The organism is Kordiimonas lipolytica, from assembly GCF_001550065.1.
This window is the reverse complement of the sequence record NZ_LRUB01000017.1, coordinates 151,441-172,242: the sequence shown is the minus strand read 5'-3', so window position 1 is coordinate 172,242 and position 20,802 is coordinate 151,441. Positions and strand designations below refer to the sequence as shown.

At 56.9% G+C, this 20,802-nt stretch carries 21 protein-coding genes; 15 read left to right on the top strand and 6 right to left on the bottom strand.

Annotated elements, in window-relative coordinates:
• The first annotated feature begins 41 nt into the window (after positions 1 to 41).
• Entirely contained in the window at positions 42 to 2,225 is a 2,184-nt protein-coding gene (locus KORM41_RS08865; RefSeq protein ID WP_197420913.1) for a hybrid sensor histidine kinase/response regulator, read from the top strand.
• Positions 2,226 to 2,285: 60 nt separating this feature from the next.
• A complete protein-coding gene (gluQRS, locus tag KORM41_RS08860; RefSeq protein ID WP_068143543.1) occupies positions 2,286 to 3,137 on the top strand; it encodes a tRNA glutamyl-Q(34) synthetase GluQRS in 852 nt (283 codons plus the stop codon).
• Here gluQRS and KORM41_RS08855 read toward each other — a convergent pair.
• Positions 3,121 to 3,645, bottom strand: a complete 525-nt coding sequence (locus KORM41_RS08855; protein ID WP_156431845.1) for a hypothetical protein — start codon at positions 3,643 to 3,645, stop codon at positions 3,121 to 3,123. The genes gluQRS and KORM41_RS08855 overlap by 17 nt on opposite strands.
• Before the next feature lie 231 nt (positions 3,646 to 3,876).
• On the opposite strand from KORM41_RS08855, the gene KORM41_RS08850 reads away from it, so the two are divergent.
• From KORM41_RS08850 to KORM41_RS08815, 8 genes are all read left to right on the top strand, one after another.
• Positions 3,877 to 4,065 (top strand): twin transmembrane helix small protein, encoded by a 189-nt coding sequence (locus tag KORM41_RS08850; RefSeq protein ID WP_068143539.1) that lies wholly within the window; start codon positions 3,877 to 3,879, stop codon positions 4,063 to 4,065.
• Positions 4,066 to 4,075: 10 nt separating this feature from the next.
• Positions 4,076 to 4,642: a cob(I)yrinic acid a,c-diamide adenosyltransferase gene (locus tag KORM41_RS08845; RefSeq protein WP_068143537.1), complete on the top strand. Its 567-nt coding sequence runs from the start codon at positions 4,076 to 4,078 to the stop codon at positions 4,640 to 4,642.
• 179 nt (positions 4,643 to 4,821) lie between these two features.
• Entirely contained in the window at positions 4,822 to 5,568 is a 747-nt protein-coding gene (locus tag KORM41_RS08840; protein ID WP_068143535.1) for an electron transfer flavoprotein subunit beta/FixA family protein, read from the top strand.
• Positions 5,568 to 6,497, top strand: coding sequence for an electron transfer flavoprotein subunit alpha/FixB family protein (locus KORM41_RS08835; protein WP_068143533.1), 930 nt, complete (start codon positions 5,568 to 5,570; stop codon positions 6,495 to 6,497). Before KORM41_RS08840 ends, KORM41_RS08835 begins: the two co-directional genes overlap by 1 nt.
• 127 nt (positions 6,498 to 6,624) lie before the next feature.
• A complete protein-coding gene (locus KORM41_RS08830) occupies positions 6,625 to 7,497 on the top strand; it encodes a 3-hydroxybutyryl-CoA dehydrogenase (RefSeq protein ID WP_068143531.1) in 873 nt (290 codons plus the stop codon).
• Positions 7,498 to 7,665: 168 nt separating this feature from the next.
• Positions 7,666 to 11,118, top strand: coding sequence for a DUF3857 domain-containing protein (locus KORM41_RS08825; protein ID WP_068143529.1), 3,453 nt, complete (start codon positions 7,666 to 7,668; stop codon positions 11,116 to 11,118).
• A gap of 20 nt (positions 11,119 to 11,138) precedes the next feature.
• On the top strand, positions 11,139 to 11,801 hold the full coding sequence (locus KORM41_RS08820) for a glutathione S-transferase family protein (protein ID WP_068143527.1): 663 nt from the start codon (positions 11,139 to 11,141) through the stop codon (positions 11,799 to 11,801).
• A gap of 110 nt (positions 11,802 to 11,911) precedes the next feature.
• Entirely contained in the window at positions 11,912 to 12,589 is a 678-nt protein-coding gene (locus KORM41_RS08815) for a glutathione S-transferase family protein (protein ID WP_068143525.1), read from the top strand.
• Here KORM41_RS08815 and KORM41_RS08810 read toward each other — a convergent pair.
• Together KORM41_RS08810 and KORM41_RS08805 are read right to left on the bottom strand one after the other, a co-directional pair.
• On the bottom strand, positions 12,586 to 13,185 hold the full coding sequence (locus tag KORM41_RS08810; RefSeq protein ID WP_231727056.1) for a TlpA disulfide reductase family protein: 600 nt from the start codon (positions 13,183 to 13,185) through the stop codon (positions 12,586 to 12,588). The genes KORM41_RS08815 and KORM41_RS08810 overlap by 4 nt on opposite strands.
• A gap of 106 nt (positions 13,186 to 13,291) precedes the next feature.
• The gene (locus KORM41_RS08805; protein WP_068143522.1) at positions 13,292 to 13,882 is read right to left on the bottom strand and encodes a TlpA disulfide reductase family protein; all 591 of its coding nucleotides are present in this window, start codon (positions 13,880 to 13,882) and stop codon (positions 13,292 to 13,294) included.
• A gap of 72 nt (positions 13,883 to 13,954) precedes the next feature.
• Between KORM41_RS08805 and argH the strand changes: the two genes are divergently transcribed.
• The 3 genes from argH to lysA are packed head-to-tail and all read left to right on the top strand — an operon-like array spanning position 13,955 to position 16,798.
• The gene (gene argH / locus KORM41_RS08800; RefSeq protein WP_231727054.1) at positions 13,955 to 15,379 is read left to right on the top strand and encodes an argininosuccinate lyase; all 1,425 of its coding nucleotides are present in this window, start codon (positions 13,955 to 13,957) and stop codon (positions 15,377 to 15,379) included.
• A 10-nt stretch (positions 15,380 to 15,389) separates the two neighbouring features.
• Positions 15,390 to 15,503: an LPS translocon maturation chaperone LptM gene (lptM, locus tag KORM41_RS22480; protein WP_407928202.1), complete on the top strand. Its 114-nt coding sequence runs from the start codon at positions 15,390 to 15,392 to the stop codon at positions 15,501 to 15,503.
• A 23-nt stretch (positions 15,504 to 15,526) separates the two neighbouring features.
• Positions 15,527 to 16,798: a diaminopimelate decarboxylase gene (lysA, locus tag KORM41_RS08795; RefSeq protein WP_068143520.1), complete on the top strand. Its 1,272-nt coding sequence runs from the start codon at positions 15,527 to 15,529 to the stop codon at positions 16,796 to 16,798.
• On the opposite strand, the gene KORM41_RS08790 is transcribed toward lysA, so the two are convergent.
• The 3 genes from KORM41_RS08790 to KORM41_RS08780 are packed head-to-tail and all read right to left on the bottom strand — an operon-like array spanning position 16,738 to position 18,979.
• Positions 16,738 to 17,205: a response regulator gene (locus tag KORM41_RS08790; protein ID WP_068143518.1), complete on the bottom strand. Its 468-nt coding sequence runs from the start codon at positions 17,203 to 17,205 to the stop codon at positions 16,738 to 16,740. The two genes, lysA and KORM41_RS08790, sit on opposite strands and share 61 nt — an antisense overlap.
• A 54-nt stretch (positions 17,206 to 17,259) precedes the next feature.
• On the bottom strand, positions 17,260 to 17,814 hold the full coding sequence (locus tag KORM41_RS08785; RefSeq protein ID WP_068143516.1) for a phosphoribosyltransferase: 555 nt from the start codon (positions 17,812 to 17,814) through the stop codon (positions 17,260 to 17,262).
• Positions 17,815 to 17,842: 28 nt separating this feature from the next.
• Positions 17,843 to 18,979 (bottom strand): zinc-ribbon domain-containing protein, encoded by a 1,137-nt coding sequence (locus KORM41_RS08780; RefSeq protein ID WP_068143515.1) that lies wholly within the window; start codon positions 18,977 to 18,979, stop codon positions 17,843 to 17,845.
• 252 nt (positions 18,980 to 19,231) lie between these two features.
• Here KORM41_RS08780 and ftsE point away from each other — a divergent pair, with 252 nt between their 5' ends.
• Together ftsE and KORM41_RS08770 are read left to right on the top strand one after the other, a co-directional pair.
• Positions 19,232 to 19,918 (top strand): cell division ATP-binding protein FtsE, encoded by a 687-nt coding sequence (gene ftsE, locus KORM41_RS08775; protein WP_068143513.1) that lies wholly within the window; start codon positions 19,232 to 19,234, stop codon positions 19,916 to 19,918.
• 2 nt (positions 19,919 to 19,920) lie between these two features.
• Positions 19,921 to 20,799 (top strand): cell division protein FtsX, encoded by an 879-nt coding sequence (locus KORM41_RS08770; RefSeq protein ID WP_068143510.1) that lies wholly within the window; start codon positions 19,921 to 19,923, stop codon positions 20,797 to 20,799.
• Positions 20,800 to 20,802: the final 3 nt, after the last annotated feature.

Here is a 20,802-nt window from a genome sequence, read left to right as displayed (position 1 = left end):
TTAGGCGTTCTGAGCACCGGTTCCCCTATTTGGATACGATGGTGACAAAAAACATATCAGGCAAACGCTTTACTCTGTGGCTACTGCTCGGCCTCGCGGTGATCGCCGCGTTCGGCTTTTACGCCGGGCAGATGGCCTACACACGCTTGAATGAACAGTTCATTGCCCGCGAGACGCTCTCTGTCCGCCTTGCCAGCCAGTCGCTCCATTCAAGCCTGAGGCTTCCTGCCAGCCACCTCTATAGCGTGGCAGTCCTTGAACCAAGAATGCGGCAGGCAGTCAGCCAGGCTGACCCGGCTCTTGATGAAGTGGCCAATGCCTTCACCACACTTTTGATGCGCAACCCCAATTATGCCCAGGTCCGCTGGATTGGCGAAGACGGGGTTGAGGTTGTCAGGATTGATCAACCCGCCCCCGCCGATGTCCGTAGGCTGGAAACAGATGACCTGCAGGACAAAAGCAGTCGCCCCTATGTGCGACAGGGCCTCCAGCTTGGGCCCTCTGAGCTTTATGTTTCCCCGCTTGACCTGAACGTGGAGAACGGCGTAGTCCAGCAACCCTTCAATCCGGTTGTCCGAATGGCGCTTCGGCTGTTTGACAACAGCGGCATACCGCACGGCATCGTGGTGCTGAACATCTCGGCCAAGCCCATGCTCGACAAGATCATCAGCTTTTCAGACAATGAAAACATCATGCTGCTGAATGCCGATGGATTCTGGCTGAAATCGCCAAACCCGGCCGATGAATGGGGCTTCATGCTGGGGAAAACGGAAACACTGGGCACGCGCAACCCCTTAGCCTGGCAAAAGATAAACACCACACCCCAAGGACACGCGGAAACTGCCGCAGGCCACTGGACGTGGGATACCATCGGCGTAACCGAGAGCCACCTGACTGTTACGAACAATATTGCGCTTAAGCTTGTGGCGCAAATCCCGGCTGAAGCCATCTGGGCAGCGCGCATCAAGGCCCTGACACCTGTCATGATCACCACCCTGGTCACAGCACTTTTGTTCGGCGCTGCGCTATACCGCCTGTCACGGGAGATGGCTGAGCGCCGCCACGCAGAGCAGCAGGCCGTTCTGGCCAACAAGGCGAAAGGCGCGTTCCTGGCAACCATGAGCCACGAAATCCGAACGCCCATGACAGGAATTCTGGGTTTTTCTGACATGCTGCAGGAAGACAAGCTGCCTGATGAAAGCCGGGCAAAGGTCGACAAGATCAAATCAGCCGCCCAGGCGCTGCTGCGTATTCTCAATGATATTCTCGACATTTCTAAGCTGGACGCAGGCAAGTTCGAGATTGAGCAGATCCCCTTCAACCCGGCGATTATGGCAAATGAAGTCGTGCAGATGTTTTATCAAACCTGCCCGATGGAGAAAAAAGACACACTGCAAATCACCGCGAAAATTGCCAGGGATTTTCCTGAGGCCGTTAAGGCAGACCCGACGCGCCTGAGGCAGGTGCTGGTGAACCTGATGGGCAACGCTGTAAAATTTTCCGATCGTGGCTCGGTCACGCTGGTATGCGGTCACAATGCCGCAAAAAAACGGCTTGAGTTTGAAGTGATCGACACCGGGATCGGCATGGATGGGGAACTTCTGGGGCGCCTGTTCCAGGAATTTGAGCAAGCCGACGCTTCCACCAGCCGTAAATATCATGGCACCGGCCTTGGGCTGGCCATATGCAAGAAACTGGTGGAACGTATGGGCGGCGAAATTACAGTCAAAAGCACGCCGGGATTGGGCAGCGCCTTCTGGTTTTCTGTGCCCTATGAGCCTGCCAGCGCCGATGACCTGCCAAAAGAGGCCGAACCAGCCCTATCCCCGGCAGCGGAAAAACAGGCGTTGTCCATCCTTGTTGCGGAAGACAATCAGATCAATCAGATGATTGTCCAGAACACCCTCAAAAAGATGGGGCACAAGGTGACAATTGCCGAAAGCGGCAAGGAAGCATTGCGGCTGGTTTCAGAGGAAAATGACTTTGACCTGATCCTGATGGATGTCAGGATGCCCGAAATGTCAGGCCCCGAAGCAACCAGGAAAATTCGCGCCCTGCCACATGCCGCAGCGTCCATCCCCATCATCGCGCTCACCGCCGACGTGATGGAGGACAACAAAGCAGCCTATTTTGAGGCCAGCATGAACGACTGCGTTGGCAAGCCCATCAACCAGAAAGAACTGGCAGCAGCCATCAACAAGGCCGCCTGTTTGGTTTCATCATAGACATCCACGGACGGTCATTTTGCCGTTTCCTTGTCCAGCACTTCTTTCTAAAGTGCGGCCATGAGCACTGATCCGCAACAACTCGTGACACGCTTTGCCCCCAGCCCCACCGGACGGCTGCACAAGGGGCATGCCTACTCTGCGCTTCTGGCCTACCACCGCGCGCGCGAAGAGGGTGGGCGCTTCCTCTTGCGCATTGAAGATATTGATACAGTTCGGTGCCGAAACGAATTTGTCGACGGTATCTTTGAAGACCTCAAATGGCTTGGCCTGACATGGGAAGAACCTGTCAGGCGCCAGAGCGAGCATTTCTCGGATTACCAGACGGCGCTGGACCGGCTGAAGGCCATGGGAGTTGTCTACCCCTGCTTCTGCACGCGGAAAGATATCCAGCGTGAAATCGAGGCCGCCGAGAGCGCGCCACACGGCCCGGACGGGCCTATCTACCCCGGCATCTGCCGGGGGCGGGCAGACGCAGTTCCACTTCTGGCTGAGGGCAAACCGCACGCCTGGCGGCTGGACCTGAAGGCCGCGCTTGAGCATATCGGCGAGCCGCTCTCGTGGCACGATGAGATCAAGGGCGAGGTAACGGCGAAACCCGAAGAGCTCGGCGACGTGGTGCTGGCGCGCAAGGACACGCCGACAAGCTATCATCTGTCTGTTGTGGTGGACGACACGCTGCAACACATCACCCATATCATCCGCGGCGAGGACCTTTTCCACGCCACGCACATCCATGTGGTGTTGCAGAAGTTGCTCGGCTATCCGACACCCATATATCACCACCACGGGCTGCTATTGGACGAGCACGGCGAACGCTTCGCCAAGCGGAACAAATCCGTCACGCTCGAAAGCTTGCGCGCGAGAGATATCGACCCGGAAGCACTGATACATTCTATTTTTCCGCGATAGGCTCCAAATCAGTCATGGCAAATTTCGCCGAGAACTTCTTAGCCTCTTCGAGAACTGCATTCGCGTTAGCCTTTAAGACGCGCCCATCCTTTGTTCTTACTTGAGCCACGTACGCAATTGAAGCGTAGTATTCAATAATGTCGTTATCAGAATACACACGCCACTCGCCGTCTAAGCTCTTGGTCTCTCCGGCTTTCAAGTCAATAACATCCGTTGCAGTCAGAGTTCGAATATGATCACCCCAAACATCAAAGGTCAAAAAACGAACCTCTACTGCAGTCAACTCCTCATCAGCAGAAACCGTGTATGCTGCGACAAACTTGAAACTTCCATTCGAATACTTTTTTCCAGCATCATAAATAGCCTGAACTCCCGGGGTTCCTTTAATTTTAAGGGGCAGGTCTGCATCATTTATCGCGATCCACTCTCGATTAAGTGAAGACCCCTTATTGACCGCGATACCATATCCCAATTCAACTTTAACACTCCCGCCGTTTACTTTTGTCACAGTAGTCTGCCCAATTGCAGCCGTAGACCAGAGCAAACTCCCCACTACCAACACTATCCATTTCAATCTCAAACCAGCCTCCCGTTGCTATTTATGATAACAATGTAACAACAATAACGCGATTTTCGAAATAGATATTGTTGCGTCCTTTTTGCCGCACCTACCGGTCTGATGTTGCCCTGCATCCGTACTGCTTTATAGTGTGCGAAACGCAAAAGAGAGACAGCGCATATGTTTATTTTCCTCGTTCTCGGCATGCTGTTCATGCTGATCACCCTTTTCATCCTGTTCGCCGGCTTTGGCTCCATGGCGAAGGGCGGTGATTTCAACAAAAAATACGGCAATAAGCTGATGCAGGCCCGCGTAGGCGCACAGGCACTGGCCATTGTGTTCTTCGCCCTGTTTGCCTTTACGATTTAGGGCCCCAGGCATGGTGAAGCTGACCAAAATCTACACACGCGGCGGCGACAAGGGTGAGACATCGCTCACCGGCGGTGAACGCGTGGCAAAGGACAACGCCCGCATTGAGGCCTACGGCACAGTGGACGAAGCCAATTCGGTGATTGGGCTCGCGCGGCTCACGACCGAAGGGGCGGCGGACGAGATGCTGGCGCGCATCCAGAATGAACTGTTTGACCTGGGCGCGGACCTTTCAACCCCAGGCGAGGATTTCACGCCGGGTGAGATGACGCTCCGCATCACGGACGCGCAGGTGACGCGGCTGGAAGAAGAGATCGACAGCATGAACGCGAACATGCAGCCGCTCACCAACTTTATCCTGCCCGGCGGGTCTGCGGCCAGCGCCCATCTGCATCTGGCACGGACCGTGATCAGGCGCGCTGAGCGGCATGCCATCACTGCATCGCGCGAGGTTTCGATCAACCCGGCGGCGATAAAATATTTGAATCGGCTGTCCGACCACCTATTTGTCCTTTCAAGGCACCTCAACAAGGATGGTGCTTCGGACGTTTTGTGGGTGCCTGGCGCAACACGATAGCCCGGATTGACGCTACGGCGCAGCGCAAAATGCTGCACCGCATTGACTCGGGTTTTTATCTGGTTTAACGCTGTGTACCCCTAATATTTTCAAGGGTTGGGGCCTGATTGCCCCGGCCTAGTCAACCAAGGTTCTCAGGGGCTTTGTTGCCCTGCACAAAAATTGGGAGAAAGAACCCCATGAAGATCATGGTCCCCGTAAAACGGGTCGTCGATTATAACGTGAAGGTTCGCGTTAAATCCGACAATACGGGCGTTGAGCTCGCAAACGTTAAAATGTCCATGAACCCTTTTGACGAGATCGCTGTCGAAGAAGCGATCCGGCTGAAGGAAGCGGGCAAGGCAGAAGAGATTGTTGTTGTTTCCATCGGCCCTAAGGCTGCACAGGAAACGCTGCGCACCGGTCTCGCTATGGGCGCCGACCGCGGCATCCTGGTGGAGCATGACGGCGAAAGCGAGCCTCTCGCGGTTGCCAAGATCCTGAAGGGCATCGTGGAAGAAGAAAATCCATCGATCGTTCTTCTGGGCAAGCAAGCCATTGATGACGACTGCAACCAGACAGGCCAGATGCTGGCACAGCTTCTTGGCTGGCCGCAAGGCACGTTCGCTTCTGAAGTTGCTGCAGACGGCGACAGCGTGAATGTAACGCGCGAGATCGACGGCGGTCTGGAAACCGTGAAGCTGAACCTTCCGGCTGTCATCACCACTGACCTGCGCCTCAACGAGCCACGCTACGCAACGCTGCCAAACATCATGAAAGCGAAGCGCAAGCCGATCGACGAGAAAACCCCAGCCGACTTCGGTGTCGACATGGCACCGCGCCTGTCCACGCTGAAGGTTGAAGAGCCACCGAAGCGCGAAGCCGGCATCAAGGTTGAAAGCGTTGAGGAACTGGTGGGCAAGCTTAAAGAAAAGGGAGTAATCTAATGACCGCTCTCGTTGTTGTAGAACATGATAACGCGTCCGTAAAAGACGCAACGCTTGCGACCGTCACGGCTGCCAAAGCGTTTGGTGAAGTACACGCCCTTGTGGCTGGTTCCGGTTGCGCTGCCGCCGCAGAAGCCGCCGCCAAGATCGACGGCGTATCGAAGGTTCTGGTTGCTGACGACGCGACTTACGAACACCCACTGGCGGAAGAGCTCGCAGCAGTTGTGCTGTCTGTTGCGGATGGCTACGACGCGATCCTCGCGCCTGCCACCACCACAGGTAAGAACTTCCTGCCACGTGTGGCTGCAAGCCTGGATGTTGCGCAAATTTCTGACATCGTTGAGGTTGTCAGCACTGACACTTTCAAGCGTCCGATCTATGCCGGTAACGCCATCGCGACCGTGCAGTCTTCCGACGCCAAGAAGGTGATCACCGTGCGCGGCACCGCGTTCGACAAAGCAGCCGCTGAAGGCGGTTCTGCGGCTGTTGAAAGCATCGCCGCAGCTGGCAAGGTTGGCGTATCCTCTTTCGTGGGCGCTGAGCTTTCGAAGTCTGACCGTCCTGAGCTGACGTCCGCGAAGATCATCATCTCCGGTGGTCGCGGCATGGGCTCGGGCGAGAACTTCAAGATCATCGACGCTGTTGCAGACAAGCTGGGTGCCGCCGTTGGCGCGTCCCGCGCGGCTGTGGATGCGGGCTTTGTGCCAAACGACTATCAGGTCGGCCAGACCGGCAAGATCGTGGCGCCAGAGCTTTACATCGCTGTTGGCATCTCCGGCGCGATCCAGCACCTGGCCGGCATGAAGGACAGCAAGATCATCGTTGCCATCAACAAGGACGAAGAAGCCCCAATCTTCCAGGTGGCGGACTATGGCCTTGTAGCAGACCTGTTTGACGCCGTACCTGAGCTTGAAAAAGCCCTCGGCTAAACATTTCTAAAAGGGCGTGCAGCCTGTGCGACGAAAATTCGCACGTATTGCGCGCCCTTTTTTGCCCCTGTTCAAAAAAATATGTTAGAAAAAGTCACGACTTAAAACGTGGCAAAGAAAGAATATCATGGTTGAGAAGGTAGGGATTATCGGCGCTGGCCAGATGGGCAATGGGATCGCCCACGTCTGCGCGCTTGCAGGCATGGATGTGATCCTTTCGGATGTCTCGATAGACCGTGCGGAAGCCGGGCTTGAAGTCATCAAGGGCAATATGGGCCGCCAGGTTACCAAGGGCAAGATCACGGCCGCTGATATGGACGCAGCCATTGGCCGCATCACGCTGGCCGACACGCTGGCGGCGCACAACAAATGCGACCTGGTGATCGAAGCCGCCGTTGAAGACGAAAAGATCAAGACCTCCATCTTCAAGGAACTGTGCCCGCACCTGAAGGCAGATGCGCTGGTGGCATCCAACACGTCTTCGATAGCCATTACCCGCCTTGCCGCCTCAACCGACCGGCCAGAGAAATTCATGGGTGTTCACTTCATGAACCCGGTACCCGTGATGAAACTGGTGGAGCTGATCCCCGGCATCGCCACAAGTGAGGAAACCTTCGACCGCTTCCATGTGTTCACGGAAAAGCTGAAGAAGACGACCGTGGTGTCCGAAGACTTCCCGGCCTTCATCGTCAACCGTATCCTGATGCCGATGATCAACGAAGCCATCTACACGCTTTATGAAGGCGTGGGCACCGTTGAAGCCATCGACGACGCCATGATGCTGGGCGCCAATCACCCGATGGGGCCACTGACACTGGCAGACTTTATCGGCCTTGATACGTGTCTCTCGATCATGCAGGTGCTGTATGACGGCCTGGCGGACAGCAAATACCGCCCTTGCCCGCTGTTGGTGAAATATGTGGAAGCCGGCTGGCTTGGCCGCAAGACTGGCCGCGGCTTCTATGACTATCGCGGCGACATACCTGTACCGACCCGCTAAAGGCGCATGACGGCGCAAAGATAACTAGCCCTGCCCTTTGGCGGGGCTTTTTCGTTAGACTTGTAGAAAATACACGAATGTTGCAACTGCGGCCCCGGGGCGCTATCAATTTCTGATGTACTTTGTGCCGCCTTGCGCGCACAGACGTAAAATCTTTCGGGGGTTGTCATGTTCTATCGCGTATGGGCACCAATTGTTGCTGTGTTTTTCCTGATTTTGTTGCCAGCTGCCACGCTGCCACTTCAGGCATCAATCGAGACCAAAGCAGATGTCACGGTCGGTAAGGCCGATGCGCCGGATTGGGTCGTTGACCGAAAGGCTGGCACCGGCGTGCCGGAACACCGGGCCGCAGCCGTGGGCGACGGCATCTTCTATATGCTCGCCGACACACAGGTTGCCTGGCGGCCCGACGGCTATGAATATTACACCCGTTATTCCTATACGGTGACTGACCGCTCAGGCCTCGAAGAGGCTTCGCGCCTGACATATGCCTTCGACCCGCACGACACCGACCTGACCTTCAACCACATCCGTGTCGTCCGGAACGGCGAAATCCAGGACCGCCTTCAAGACGTTCAGATCACACTGCTTCGGCAAGAGGAAAGTCTTGAAAGCGCTGGCATCATTGATGGCGACCTGACGGCGCTGGCGGAACTTGAAGACATTCAGGTGGGTGACACCATCGACTATGCCGTATCCAGCGTTGTGCATTCAAGCCTTTGGCCGGGTGAGTTCTTCGACTATTTCGACATGGGCTGGTCTGTCCCCATCGGTGAGCGCCACTATCGGCTGATCTGGCCTGAAGACAAACCACTCTTTATTAAAACCTATCAAGATGCGCCGGACCCTGTGATCAGCAAGTCAGGCGACGTGAAAATCTATGAATGGTCGGTCATAGACCCCACCCCTATCCCGGGCGAAGAATCCACCCCTGCGTGGCACGTCAGCTGGCCGCTTGTCAGCATCTCAAGCATGGAAAGCTGGCAGGATGTTCAGCGCTGGGCTGCCCCAAAATATGATGTGGACATGACCCTGCCTGAAAGCTTTGCGCTCAAGGTACAGGCGATTGCAGACAAGTGGCAGGCGCCCGAAGACAGGCTGACCGAAGCCCTGCGACTTGTGCAGGACAAAATCCGCTATGTCGGCATCGAAATTGGCAATGGATCCCACATTCCGCGGACGCCCCAGCAGGTGATCCGCCGCGGCTATGGCGACTGTAAAGACAAAGCGCTCCTCCTGACCGCCGTATTGCGTGAACTGGGCATTGAGGCCTGGCCCGCGCTGGTGGACAGCGAGCAAGGCCCCAGCCTGCCCGACACCCTGCCCGCCCCGATCGCCTTCGATCACGCCATCGTCAAAGCAGAGATTGGTGATCGCGCCTATTGGCTTGACCCAACCTGGTCGCACCAGGGCGGTCGAGGTGACATACTGATCCAGCCAAGCTATGCTTACGGCCTGCCAATCGGCGCCGAAGACGCGGGCCTGGAGCCCATTGAAGTACAGCCCACGACCGATCCAACTATGCGTGTCACGGAAGCCTATAGCTTCCCTAAAAAAGGCGAGGACTTCTTCACTCTTGAGGTCACCACAGTCTATGAAGAAGACGAGGCGGACATCCAGCGCGGCACGATTGCCGGCCAGTCCTATGACGATTTTTCCTCATCCTACCTGGACTATTATCTGGGCATGTATGATGGCCTTGTCGAGACCCGCGACCTGACAATCGAAGATGACCTGGACGCCAACCGCATCACCATCAATGCGGCATACCGGCTGCCCCGCGCCGCGGCGAAAAGCTCAGGCGCTGTGAATTCCATGTCGATCAATGCCTGGGGTGTTCGCGATCTTTTCAACACCCCCAATCAAACCAAGCGGCGTACACCGCTTAAAATGCCTTACCGTATCAACCGGCATCATCAGATCAAGATGGAGGTCGAAGGCCGCCGGCCGCGCGGCAGCGAAATTGTCCGCCGCGCTTTGGAAGGCGCTGCCTTCAAGCGCACTTTCACTGAAGACCGCGAAACGCTCGTGATCGACTTCGAAGTAACCAACACCACGCTTTCGGTCACGCCAGATGACGCGGCAGAGGCTATCAAATTCGGGAACGACATTGCCAGTAACACAAACCTGACTTTCAGCATCAAAAAGGTGCCGCTTTCCATGGCAGGGCGCTTCAACATCGACGAAGAGCTCTTTAGCCCCCTTGAGGAAGACATGACCAAAGCCCTGAAGGCCATGGATGATAACAAGCATATTCTGGCACTCAGGACACTGAACGCCATGCTCAAGCAAGTGCCTGAAGCAAATCGCCTGCGTGGCCTGATCCAGCTCAAGCGTGGTATGGCGCTGAACAAGCTGGACCGCGATAGTTTCGCCCTCAAAGCGTTTGAGGAAGCGGCGGAACTTTATACCGACGACGCCAATCTTTATTTCCGGATGGCTGAGCTTTATCGCGGGGCCGAAGACCTTGAAAAGGAAGTTGGCATTCTGGTTACGCTGGCGGCCAAGCATCCGGCGTCTGCGAAAAACCTGAACAGCCAGTGGATCAACGACCTGAACTTCAAACTGACGGAAGCAGGGAAAAGCGAGTTGTTCGACAATCTATCCATCCTGCTGGCGGGCGCCGGCTATGAAGGCACCAACTCATGGGGCGCTGACTGGATTTATGCCAATGCGGTTCAGGCGCTGGTGAAGAGCGACAGGCTGACAAACATCCCACGGTTCCTCGAAAAAATCAGCGACCCGTCATCCCTGCTGTCCCTGATGATCGACCGCCGCTATGAGGCGATATGGCCAGACGTGGAGAAACGCGCGGGCGCCGACCTGCGGCTTGCGCTGGACCGCGAGATCGAAAATCGCAAGAAAGCCTATGAGGAAGACGAAGAAGATGCAGAGCGATTAGCCGCCTATGTGGAGGCTTTGCGCGACGGCGGCAAAATGGAACAAGCTGCCGCAGCCGCCAAACCATTCGTCGATGATTGGGGCACGGTAGAGGCCATCGGCACGGATGCCTTCTGGGTAGTAGACAGCTATGCCCGCGCGCTCAGTGACCTGGGGCAGTATGACCAGTCGATTGACATCATGAAGAAGCTCACAGCTCTGCCGATCGAGGATTTCCCTGATACCATCAACATGCGCATCAACCTGGCCGTTCTGCTGCAGCAGGTGGGCCGCTATGAAGAGGCTCTGGCCTATGCGCAAGAACTGAACGCCGAAGTGGCTGAAGACTATGCCAGCGACTTTGGTCGCATGTTCATCCGCAGCGTGCAGGCCTGTTCGCACTATATGCTGGGCCAGGCCGATAATGGCGACGCCATCCTTGATGCCATGGCTGAAAACCCGCGCAAGAATATCCACGCCTATGCCTCAACACTGCTGTGCGCCGACAGGCCTTCGGAAACCGCCGACCTCATGATCGAGCATCTGGCAGACAATGCCTACCGGGATATGGCGCTAACCAAATTCCTGCAAGCCAAGGAAGCGCCACACACACCACCGTTCGAGCGCATCATGATGAACAGGCTGCGCAAGGCCCTGGCTCTTCCCAAGGCCCAGGAGGCTTTCGCCAAGAATGGCAGACGGGTAAAAATTGATGCCTTTGACCTGCATTGGGGCGGGTAACGCCAAGGGGAGCTTTCTGCATGTACCGGTTATATTATTACCCCTGCAACGCCAGCCTCGCACCGCATTTCATGCTGAAGCATCTGAGCGTGCCCTATGAACTTGTGCTGGTGGACCGAAAATCGGATGCGCAGAAATCGGCCGAATACCTGAAGATGAACCCGGCGGGGCGGATCCCCACCCTGATGGACGGCGACCTGGCCTTATTCGAAAGCCCGGCGATTTGCCTGTATCTGGCGGAACAGCATACTGAAGCCGGTCTGGCTCCACTGCCGGGCAGCCTGGAGCGGGCCAAATTCCTGCAGTGGCTGATGTATCTGACGAACACGCTGCAAGCGGACTATATGGTTTATTGTTACCCCGCCAAGCACACAAAGGACGCGGGCGGCGCAAAAGCCGTTGAAGCCGCCCACAGCGAGCGCGTGGCTGCGGACCTGAAAATTCTGGATCAGGCGCTGGAAGACCGCACCTATCTGGTGGGGGATACGGTCACCGTCTGTGACTATTTCCTTCTGATGCTGTGCATCTGGGCAAGTGATATGCCTACGCCGCCCCAAAGCTTCCCACACCTTGGGGCATATTTGAAGCGCATGGCGGGCCAAAACACTGTGCGTGAGGTATGCGAAAAAGAAGGCATCAGCCTGACCGCTTTCAGTGACCTCCGCGTCTCACACCTGCCTTAATTTTTTGGAGGCAGAGCCTTAGAAACAATCGGGCGACGCCCGTGCAGACCTGTGATAAAAGCCAACGGACTATCCTGTTCACCCCAAGAAAAATCAGGGAGTCACGACATATGTCAGACCTTAAGATCATCATCGGCACCAAGACATATTCCAGCTGGTCCTTGCGCGGCTGGCTGGCGGTGCGTCACACCGGCCTCGCGTTCGAGGAAATCAAGCTGCCTCTGGACACGCCGGAATTTTACCAGCGTATCAAGGCCTATTCCCCTACCTGCTGCGTGCCCGCCCTTTGCGACGGCGATGTGCGCGTGTGGGACTCGCTGGCCATCATCGACTATTGCGCCCGCATTGCGCCTGAAAAATTTTGGTGGCCTGAAGACAAGGCGGCTTACGCAAACGCGCGGTCCATCGCAGCGGAAATGCACAGCGGCTTTATGGCCCTCAGGGGTGCCGCGCCTATGAACATGCGCGACCGCCGCACCGGCTTGACGCTTTCAGATGCCGTGCAGAAAAATGTCGACCGTATCGACGCCTTGTGGACAGAAGCCCGCACCCGCTTCGGCGCGGGCGGGGATTTCCTTTATGGCGAGTTTGGCGCGGCAGACATGATGTATGCGCCTGTTGTGTCGCGGTTCGAAAGCTATGGCATTCAGCTTGGCGAAACCTCCCGCGCCTACATGCAGGCGGTGCTTGAACACCCCTATATCAAGGAATGGAAGGCCGACGCGAGTACGGAGACACAGGTTGTCGCACAGGATGAAATCCCGGCGGACGCGACCAGCCTGGGCTAGTCGATCGCGTCTTCCTTAAGTGCATTGATCAGGGCCTTGCCGTCGTCAGACAACCAGTCGCGCGTCACGCTGGTATAGGCCCTGACTTCCCCGTTCCCATCCAGAAGCAGGCTCGTGGGCTCATTGCCATAGAGGCGGAACATTGGATTGGCACGTAGTTCATTGTAGATGCTGTTGAAGTAGCTGCCGTAGACGCCCAGCGATGAAATTCCCCAGCGCTTCAGCGAATTTTCGGTATAGGTGAAATTATTTTTGCCTATATCAATGGCCACAACCTCGAATTTGTCATCGCCCATCTGGCTCTGCAGGGCATCAAGGTCTTTCAGATAGCTGCGGCAAATCAAACAAGACCGGTCCCAGAAGGTAATCAACAGGGCCTTGCCCTTCTTGGATGCCAGCTTGGAAACCTGCTTGTCGGTACCGTCAAACCCTGTCACCACCTGATAGTCTGACAGATTAAGGCTGGTTTCAAAGGCATGCATACCGTCAAGCTCACCCTTTAGATACTGATCAATCGGCCGCTCCTTTGCGCCTGCCCCAAAGGATACTGACGCAGCCAAAAGACCCGCGACAATCCACATCTTGCTCTGTTTCATCATATAGTCCCCACCTTGGTTGCCGTGCATGTTTAGTACCTCATTACACGAACTATAATGCCACAATACAATCCCAGAGGGAATAGGTACCGGAGGGGATGAAAACTTAAAGCGCACCTTCCTTGAGCGCGGTAAAGAGCGTGATGGCCTCCGGCACGTCCCACTTCAGGGGCCCAAGGAAATAGGCCTTCACCTCACCGTCCGCACCAACGATATAGCTGGTCGGCAGTTTGCCGTCCGCCAGTTCAAGGGCGATCGCCATTGTGGGTTCAGCATAGAGGTTCAGGCCTTCAACGCCCCATTCGGCCAGCGTGTCTTTGGCCTGCAGGATGCCGCCACGGTCCACCGTGATGGCTACAACTTCGAACGTGTCGTCGCCCAGTTCTTTCTGCAGGTTCGCAAGCTCATGCATCTCCGCCCGGCAGGGCGCGCACCAGCTGGCCCACAGGTTGATCAGCATCGCCTTGCCCTTCATGGCCGAAAGCTTGATGGGCGAGCCATCTTCGCGCATGATGATATGGTCCGTCAGGCCCTTTGGCGTATCGGGCAAGGAAAGCTTTGCCATTTCGCCTTTCAGATAAGAATTTATCGGCGCACCCGTGGGGAAGGGCGTTGTCGTAGGCGAAAACAGCCGATAAGCTGCAGCGCCCAGAAGGACGACAAGGATGACTGCTGGCACAAGCGCCTTTTTGGACATTTTAGTCTCCCGACAGGACCGTTATTAATTGGCCAAGACAATAGTCAGGCTGATACGAAAGGCAAGACTACCGTGGATCACAAATCCGACAAGAACGACGCAGTTGAACAGCAGGCAGGCGGCCAGAGCATGTGGGGCGGCCGCTTCGCTTCCGGCCCATCCGCCATCATGCAAGAAATCAATGCATCGATCGGATTCGACAAACGCCTGTACCGCGAAGACATTGCGGGCTCGAAGGCGCACGCCAGCATGCTGGCCTCTGTCGGTGTGATCAGCCAGCCAGACTGCGACGCGATCCACAAGGGCCTTGATCAGGTAGCGGCGGAGATTGAAGCAGGAAAGATGGTGTTCGATCCTGCCCTTGAAGACATTCACATGCATGTGGAAGCACGCCTGCGCGAGCTTATCGGCGATGCTGGCGCGCGGCTGCATACCGGCCGGTCCCGGAACGACCAGGTGGCGACTGACTTCCGCCTGTGGACACGCGGCGCCATTGATGCGCTCGACGCCCAGTTTGCCGGGCTTCTCGGTGCCTTGATTGATCAGGCCGAAAAACACGCGGGCACCGTGATGCCCGGCTTCACGCACCTGCAGACGGCACAGCCCGTTACCCTTGGCCACCATCTGATGGCCTACCATGAAATGCTGAGCCGGGACCGCGCGCGCCTATCTGATTGCCGCGCCCGCGTGAACGAAAGCCCGCTGGGGGCTGCCGCACTTGCGGGCACCAGTTTCCCGATTGACCGGCACATGACGGCCGAAGCGCTTGGCTTCGACCGGCCGATGGCCAACTCACTCGATGCCGTGTCGGCGCGCGATTTCGCGCTTGAGTTCCTCAGCGTGCTGTCGATCTCCGCTGTGCACCTGTCGCGCCTCGCCGACGAGATTGTGCTGTGGGCATCGGCTGCCTTCCGCTTCCTGACGCTCTCTGACGCCTATTCGACCGGGTCGTCGATCATGCCGCAAAAACGCAATCCTGACGCGGCCGAGTTGATCCGCGCCAAGGTAGGCCGCATCAGCGGGTCAATGAACGGCCTGATGATGGTTATGAAGGGCCTGCCGCTTGCCTATTCCAAAGATATGCAGGAAGACAAGGAGCCCGTATTCCAGGCTGTCGATGACTTTGAGCTGTGCCTCGCCGCCATGACCGGGATGATCGAGGACCTCAAGCCAAACGCAGACGTAATGGCGGAGGCCGCGGGCCAGAGCTTCTCGACCGCTACAGACCTGGCCGACTGGCTGGTGCGTGTCTTGAACCTGCCGTTTCGTGACGCCCACCATGTCACCGGCTCAGTCGTGAAAGCCGCCGAACAGCTGGGTGTGGACCTCAAGGACCTGCCGCTCGAAGCGATGCAGACGATTGAGCCCAGGATCACGTCCGACGTGTTCGACGTGTTGAGCGTTGAGGCAAGCGTGTCCAGCCGCACATCGTTTGGTGGCACGGCGCCAGAGAATGTCAAAAAAGCGGTCACGGCCGCCCGCAAAGCGTTGAAATAAGGAGCCCCGGATGCGCAAGATTTTGACCATTAGCATGATCCTGCTGGTAGCCAGCAGCCTTGGCGCTTGCGGCAAGAAGGGCGACGTGAAGCCGCCTGCCGGTTATTCATCCACGTCAAACTGACCCTTCCCCAGACAGGTTTATCCATGGATCATTTCCATTACCAAAATGGCCAACTGATGGCTGAAGATGTGCCCCTGAGCAGGATTGCTGCAGAGGTTGGAACCCCTGTTTATGTTTACTCGCGCGCGACACTTGAGCGGCACTACCGCGTTTTCTCCGACGCCTTCGAGGGCCTCGATGCGCTGGTGTGCTTTGCCGTGAAGGCAAACAGCAATATCGCTGTGCTGCGCATATTGGCAAAGGCCGGTGCGGGCGCGGACGTGGTCAGCCTGGGTGAGCTTCAGCGTGCGCTCAAGGCTGGCATTCCGGCCTCGAAGATTGCTTTCGCCGGCGTCGGCAAAACCCGCGCAGAAATGGCAGCAGCGCTTGAGGCAGGCATCATGCAGTTCAACGCCGAAAGCGAAGCGGAGCTTGAGGTGCTGAATGAGGTTGCGGCCAGCATGGGCAAGGTTGCCCCGATTTCCATCCGCGTAAACCCGGATGTGGACGCCAAGACCCACGCCAAAATCTCCACCGGTAAATCGGAAAACAAGTTTGGCATCGCCTGGCAGAAAGTGGACGACGTCTATGCCCGGATTGGCGAACTTTCGAACCTGAAGGCTGTGGGCGTAGACCTGCACATTGGCTCCCAACTCACGGATCTCGAACCCTTCCGCCTGGCGTTCGAGCGCGTTGTCGGCCTGGTGCGCGAGTTGCGCGCCAAAGGCCATGACATCCGCCATATCGACCTGGGTGGCGGCCTGGGCATCCCCTACGACCCAGACGCCGAGGCACCACCCGCGCCCGCGGACTATGGCGCTATGATCAAGGATGTACTGGGGGATATGGATTGCAGCATCATCCTGGAACCCGGCCGCCTGATCGCCGGGAACGCGGGGCTTTTGCTCACGGAAATGCTGTATGAAAAACAGGGCGAAAACCGCACTTTCTATATCCTTGATGCGGCTATGAATGACCTTTCCCGCCCCGCCATGTATGACGCCTATCACGCCATCGTGCCGGTAGAGGAACCAAAATCAGGAGACACCCTGAGGGCCGATTTCGTTGGGCCGATCTGCGAAAGCAGTGACGTATTCACAAAGCAGCGGATCACTGCCCCCCTGAAAGCAGGGGACCTGGTGGCGATCAAATCCGCCGGCGCGTACGGCGCGGTGATGGCGTCAACCTACAACAGCCGCCCCCTTGTACCAGAAGTGCTGGTGGACGGTGACAGATATTCGGTGGTCAGGAAACGTCAGTCGCTTGAAGACTTGCTGTCGCTTGACGACGTGCCGTCCTGGCTCTCGGACGACTGAGCCGCAATGGGGGCGCCTGCCGCCTCCATCTCCGCCTGGCGGGCCCGTGCAGCCTTCAGGGCATTGCCAACTTCCGCAAGCAGTTGCTCCATGGTGAAAGGCTTGGAAAGAAGCCCTTCGATCAACAGCGACAGATTATGAGCACGCTGGCGCTCGTTGGCGTAGCCGGTCATCAGAATGATCGGCACATGGGGCCTTGATGCCCGCACCTTGAGCGCAAGCGAAATACCGTCCATCACAGGCATCGCGATATCTGAAATCAGTAGGTCAAAATGGTGGGCATTCATCTGCTCCACAGCTTCAGCGCCGTCATGAGCGGTCAGAAGACTGTGGCCATGCATCGAAAGGACGCGACATACAAAGTCGCGAACCGCTTCATCATCTTCAACTACCAATACCCGTGCCAAGGGGACACCCTTCCTAAAAAACGGAAGACACCTAATTAATGCATCTTCGCCGATCTATGCCCGGCCCATTTTGCCTATAAAGGGCAATTCCCGGTATCGGTATGCAATGTCCATTCCATATCCGATGACAAAAACATCGGGGCACTCAAAACCTATGAAATCCGGCCTAATACTAGTTGGATTATTACCACTTTTATCAAGAAGCACAACGCTGGTCACTGTTTCTGCACCCAGGGATAGAAAATATTCTCGCATGGCGCTCAAAGTCCTGCCTTGTTCGAATATATCATCAATTATAAGAACATCACGGCCTTTTACCGGCAATTCTGTGGTGGCCTTCAGTTCCAGGGTCGATTTTTGCCTATTCTTGATCACATGGATGAAATCCATCTCCATCACACAGCCGCGCATAGACATGGCGCGGCTCAGGTCCGCGCCGAACATCATGGCCCCGTTCATCGCTACCTGGGCCACGGGTTCAGTATCAAACCAGCGGGTCAGCCTGCCAGCTAATTCATCCACCTTGTTGACGATTTCATCTGCAGTGAAGATGGGCTCTATGCCGACATGTGCATCGCCGGCTTTATTCCAATCGAAGAAGTAATCCATTGTCGCCCCCTCTCCCCCATTTCATGCGTCAACCAGTACTGCGCACCACGCGCGACCGGGTCCCTTCCAGCACCTTTACAGACACATTCGCAGCCCCCGGCGGCACGGGATAGATGCTAGTCTCGAAATCGATCCGTGCGCCCCGCCGGATGGCAAAGCCCTCCGGGTCGGTGATCACAGTCTCAAGCACATTGCCGCTGCGGTCCAGCACATCCACGCGTACCTGCGGTACAGATGCCGTTCGTCCAAATTCCGTGGCACTTGGGTTTTCAACGAACCCCCGCACCATAAGAACCGGGTTACCGTCCACGGTCTCAACCCGCGTCCGGTCATTATAGAGCTTTGCCGTCAGGTAGATCTCGCGTTCGGTCAGGGGCGTCGTCAGCGGTTCACCATCTTCCGGACGGAATCGTTCAACGTCGCTTGCACCTTCAAAAATCTCATAGAAACCAACCATGCCCGGGAAGGTTTTCACCACTGTATCCTGCATGAACACCAGTCCACCCAGAATTGTCAGCCACATAACGACAAGAAGCGCCCACCCGACAACCAGAAGCTGGCGCTTCCGGGCTTGGGCCTTGCGTTCTGCCTCCCGGCGCTGCTCGGCGCGGCGACGGGCGACAAAATCACCTGCATCATAATCTTCTTCACTATCGTCATCGCCGCCCTCATGGTCGTCATCGTCATCCAGGCTAAACTCAGTACCCATATGTTCCTTGGCCACAGCGCCAACACCGAAGTCGTCACCGTCAAACTCCGACGAACCGTGGTCAGTCGCGCCATGATCCTCGTCAAATTCGTCACCCGGCGCCGCGACTTTCGGTTCAGGTGCGCCGTCCTCATCGAACATATCGCGATCTTCATCCGCAAGCGGTGGCGGCGCAGGCGAGGCAGCATCATCAAATCCCTGGACAGATTGCCGAATGGCCGAAGCACGCGCAGCGGCGCCGGCGTCAATTTCTTCAGGAGGCGGAAACGCAGCGCTTGGCGCAGACTGAGGTCGTGGCGGCGGCGCAGCGGCGGCAGCCAGTGCCTTGACGATCTGCTGGGGTACAGCGTGCCAGCTGTGCTTGCATTTGGCACAGCGAACCTTGCGACCGGAGGCCGGGATGGCCCCGTCCGGAATCTTGAACTTTGCATCACATGCAGGACAAACAAGGATCATTTAAACGCCCGAACTTTCTCACCAAAGACCCGCAATGATAGGCCCCACCCGATAAAATAAGTGTTAACACTATAGGAAAACTGCCTCATAACACAAGCACTTGCATGGCATGGGCGATCCAAGAGCTTCTCTTGGCTGACATCCCGACATCATGGTTAACACGGGGCAACATTATCAGCCAGCTGTGCACCATGCCACTGGACGCAAAAGCCCCTATATGCAATTCTGCGCGCAACTTGGCGGGAGCACCAGATGATAACCTTCGAAAATGTCGGCATGCGGTACGGAATGGGCGCTGAAGTCCTTCGGGATGTCAGCTTTTCACTCGATCGCGGGTCCTTTCATTTTCTGGTTGGCCCTTCGGGTGCCGGCAAGACAACACTTTTGAAGCTGCTGTATCTGGCGCATCGGCCATCTCGCGGGCTGATCAATTTTTTCGGCCGTGATTTGATGACGCTTGAGCGTGACGCGCTGCCTCGCATGCGCCGCCGTATCGGCGTGGTGTTCCAGGATTTCCGGCTGTTCGAGCATATGAGCGCGTTTGAAAATGTCGCCCTGCCGCTTCGCATCCAAGGGGCCAAAAAGGCCCAGGTCGCCGACCATGTGGAAGAACTTCTGTGCTGGGTTGGGCTGGAGGACCGCATGCATGCGCGCCCCGCGACCCTTTCGGGCGGGGAAAAGCAGCGGGTCGCGATTGCCCGCGCCATCATCAATAAGCCTGACCTTCTGGTGGCGGACGAACCCACAGGTAACGTGGACCCCGAGATGTCGCGCCGCCTGATGCATCTTTTTGTCGCCCTCAACAAGGAAGGCACCACCACCGTGGTGGCAACCCACGATGAAGGACTGGTGAAATCTATCGGTGCACCGATCCTGAAACTCGACAAAGGCGATCTGGAGCACGTCCCGGGCGGCACACCAATCGATCCGGGAGCATGAGCATGTGGGGCCGGACACTTCAATTTCTGCCTAAGCAGCACCAGCGGGAAGGCCTGCTGCCGTGGGTGATCGGCGTGATGCTGTTTTTGTGCACGCTGGCGCTCGCAAGCGGCCTTGCCCTTGGCAAGGGCATCGAGCAATGGAGCGCGGGCCTGAGCAGTAACCTGACTGTTCAGATTGTGGTTGAGGATGAAGCTGAGCGCGCCAGGCAAACCGAAGACGCGCTCACGCTTCTCAGGGCCACGCCGGGCATCACATCAGCCTATGTGCTGGCGGAAGCAGATGTGCTGGAGCTTCTGTCCCCGTGGCTTGGGGATGTGCCGTTTGATGCGGGCCTGCCGCTGCCTACCCTGATCGATGTGTCACTTTCATCACCTGATGCGGTTCATATCGGGGGCCTCAAGGAACGGCTGGCCACAGCCGCACCGGGCGCGCAGCTTGACGACCACCAGGAATGGATGAGCCAGGTGCTAAACCTTGCATCGGCCGTGCAGTTGGTGCTGGCGGGCATCGTGGTCATGGTTGTGCTGTCCACCGTGGCGATCGTTATTTTTGGCTGTCGCGCGGGCCTTGCCACCCACCGGGAAAGCATTGAGATCATGCACCTGATGGGCGCCGAAGATGCCATGATTTCCAAGGCCTTTGACGAGCGTTATATGGCGCACGGCCTTAAGGGCGGCCTTGTGGGTGTGCTGCTGGCGGCGGGCACACTGTATCTGATCAACTATCTGGCGGGTGAAATGGGCCAGGGGCTAATCACAGCCACCCTGCCCGACAATGCCAACCTTAGTTGGCTTGCCTTGCTGCCACTGTTTTCTGCACTCATCACCATGGTCACAGCCCGCATTACCGTGCGGCGGGCGCTGGCGCAAATGATGTAGCGG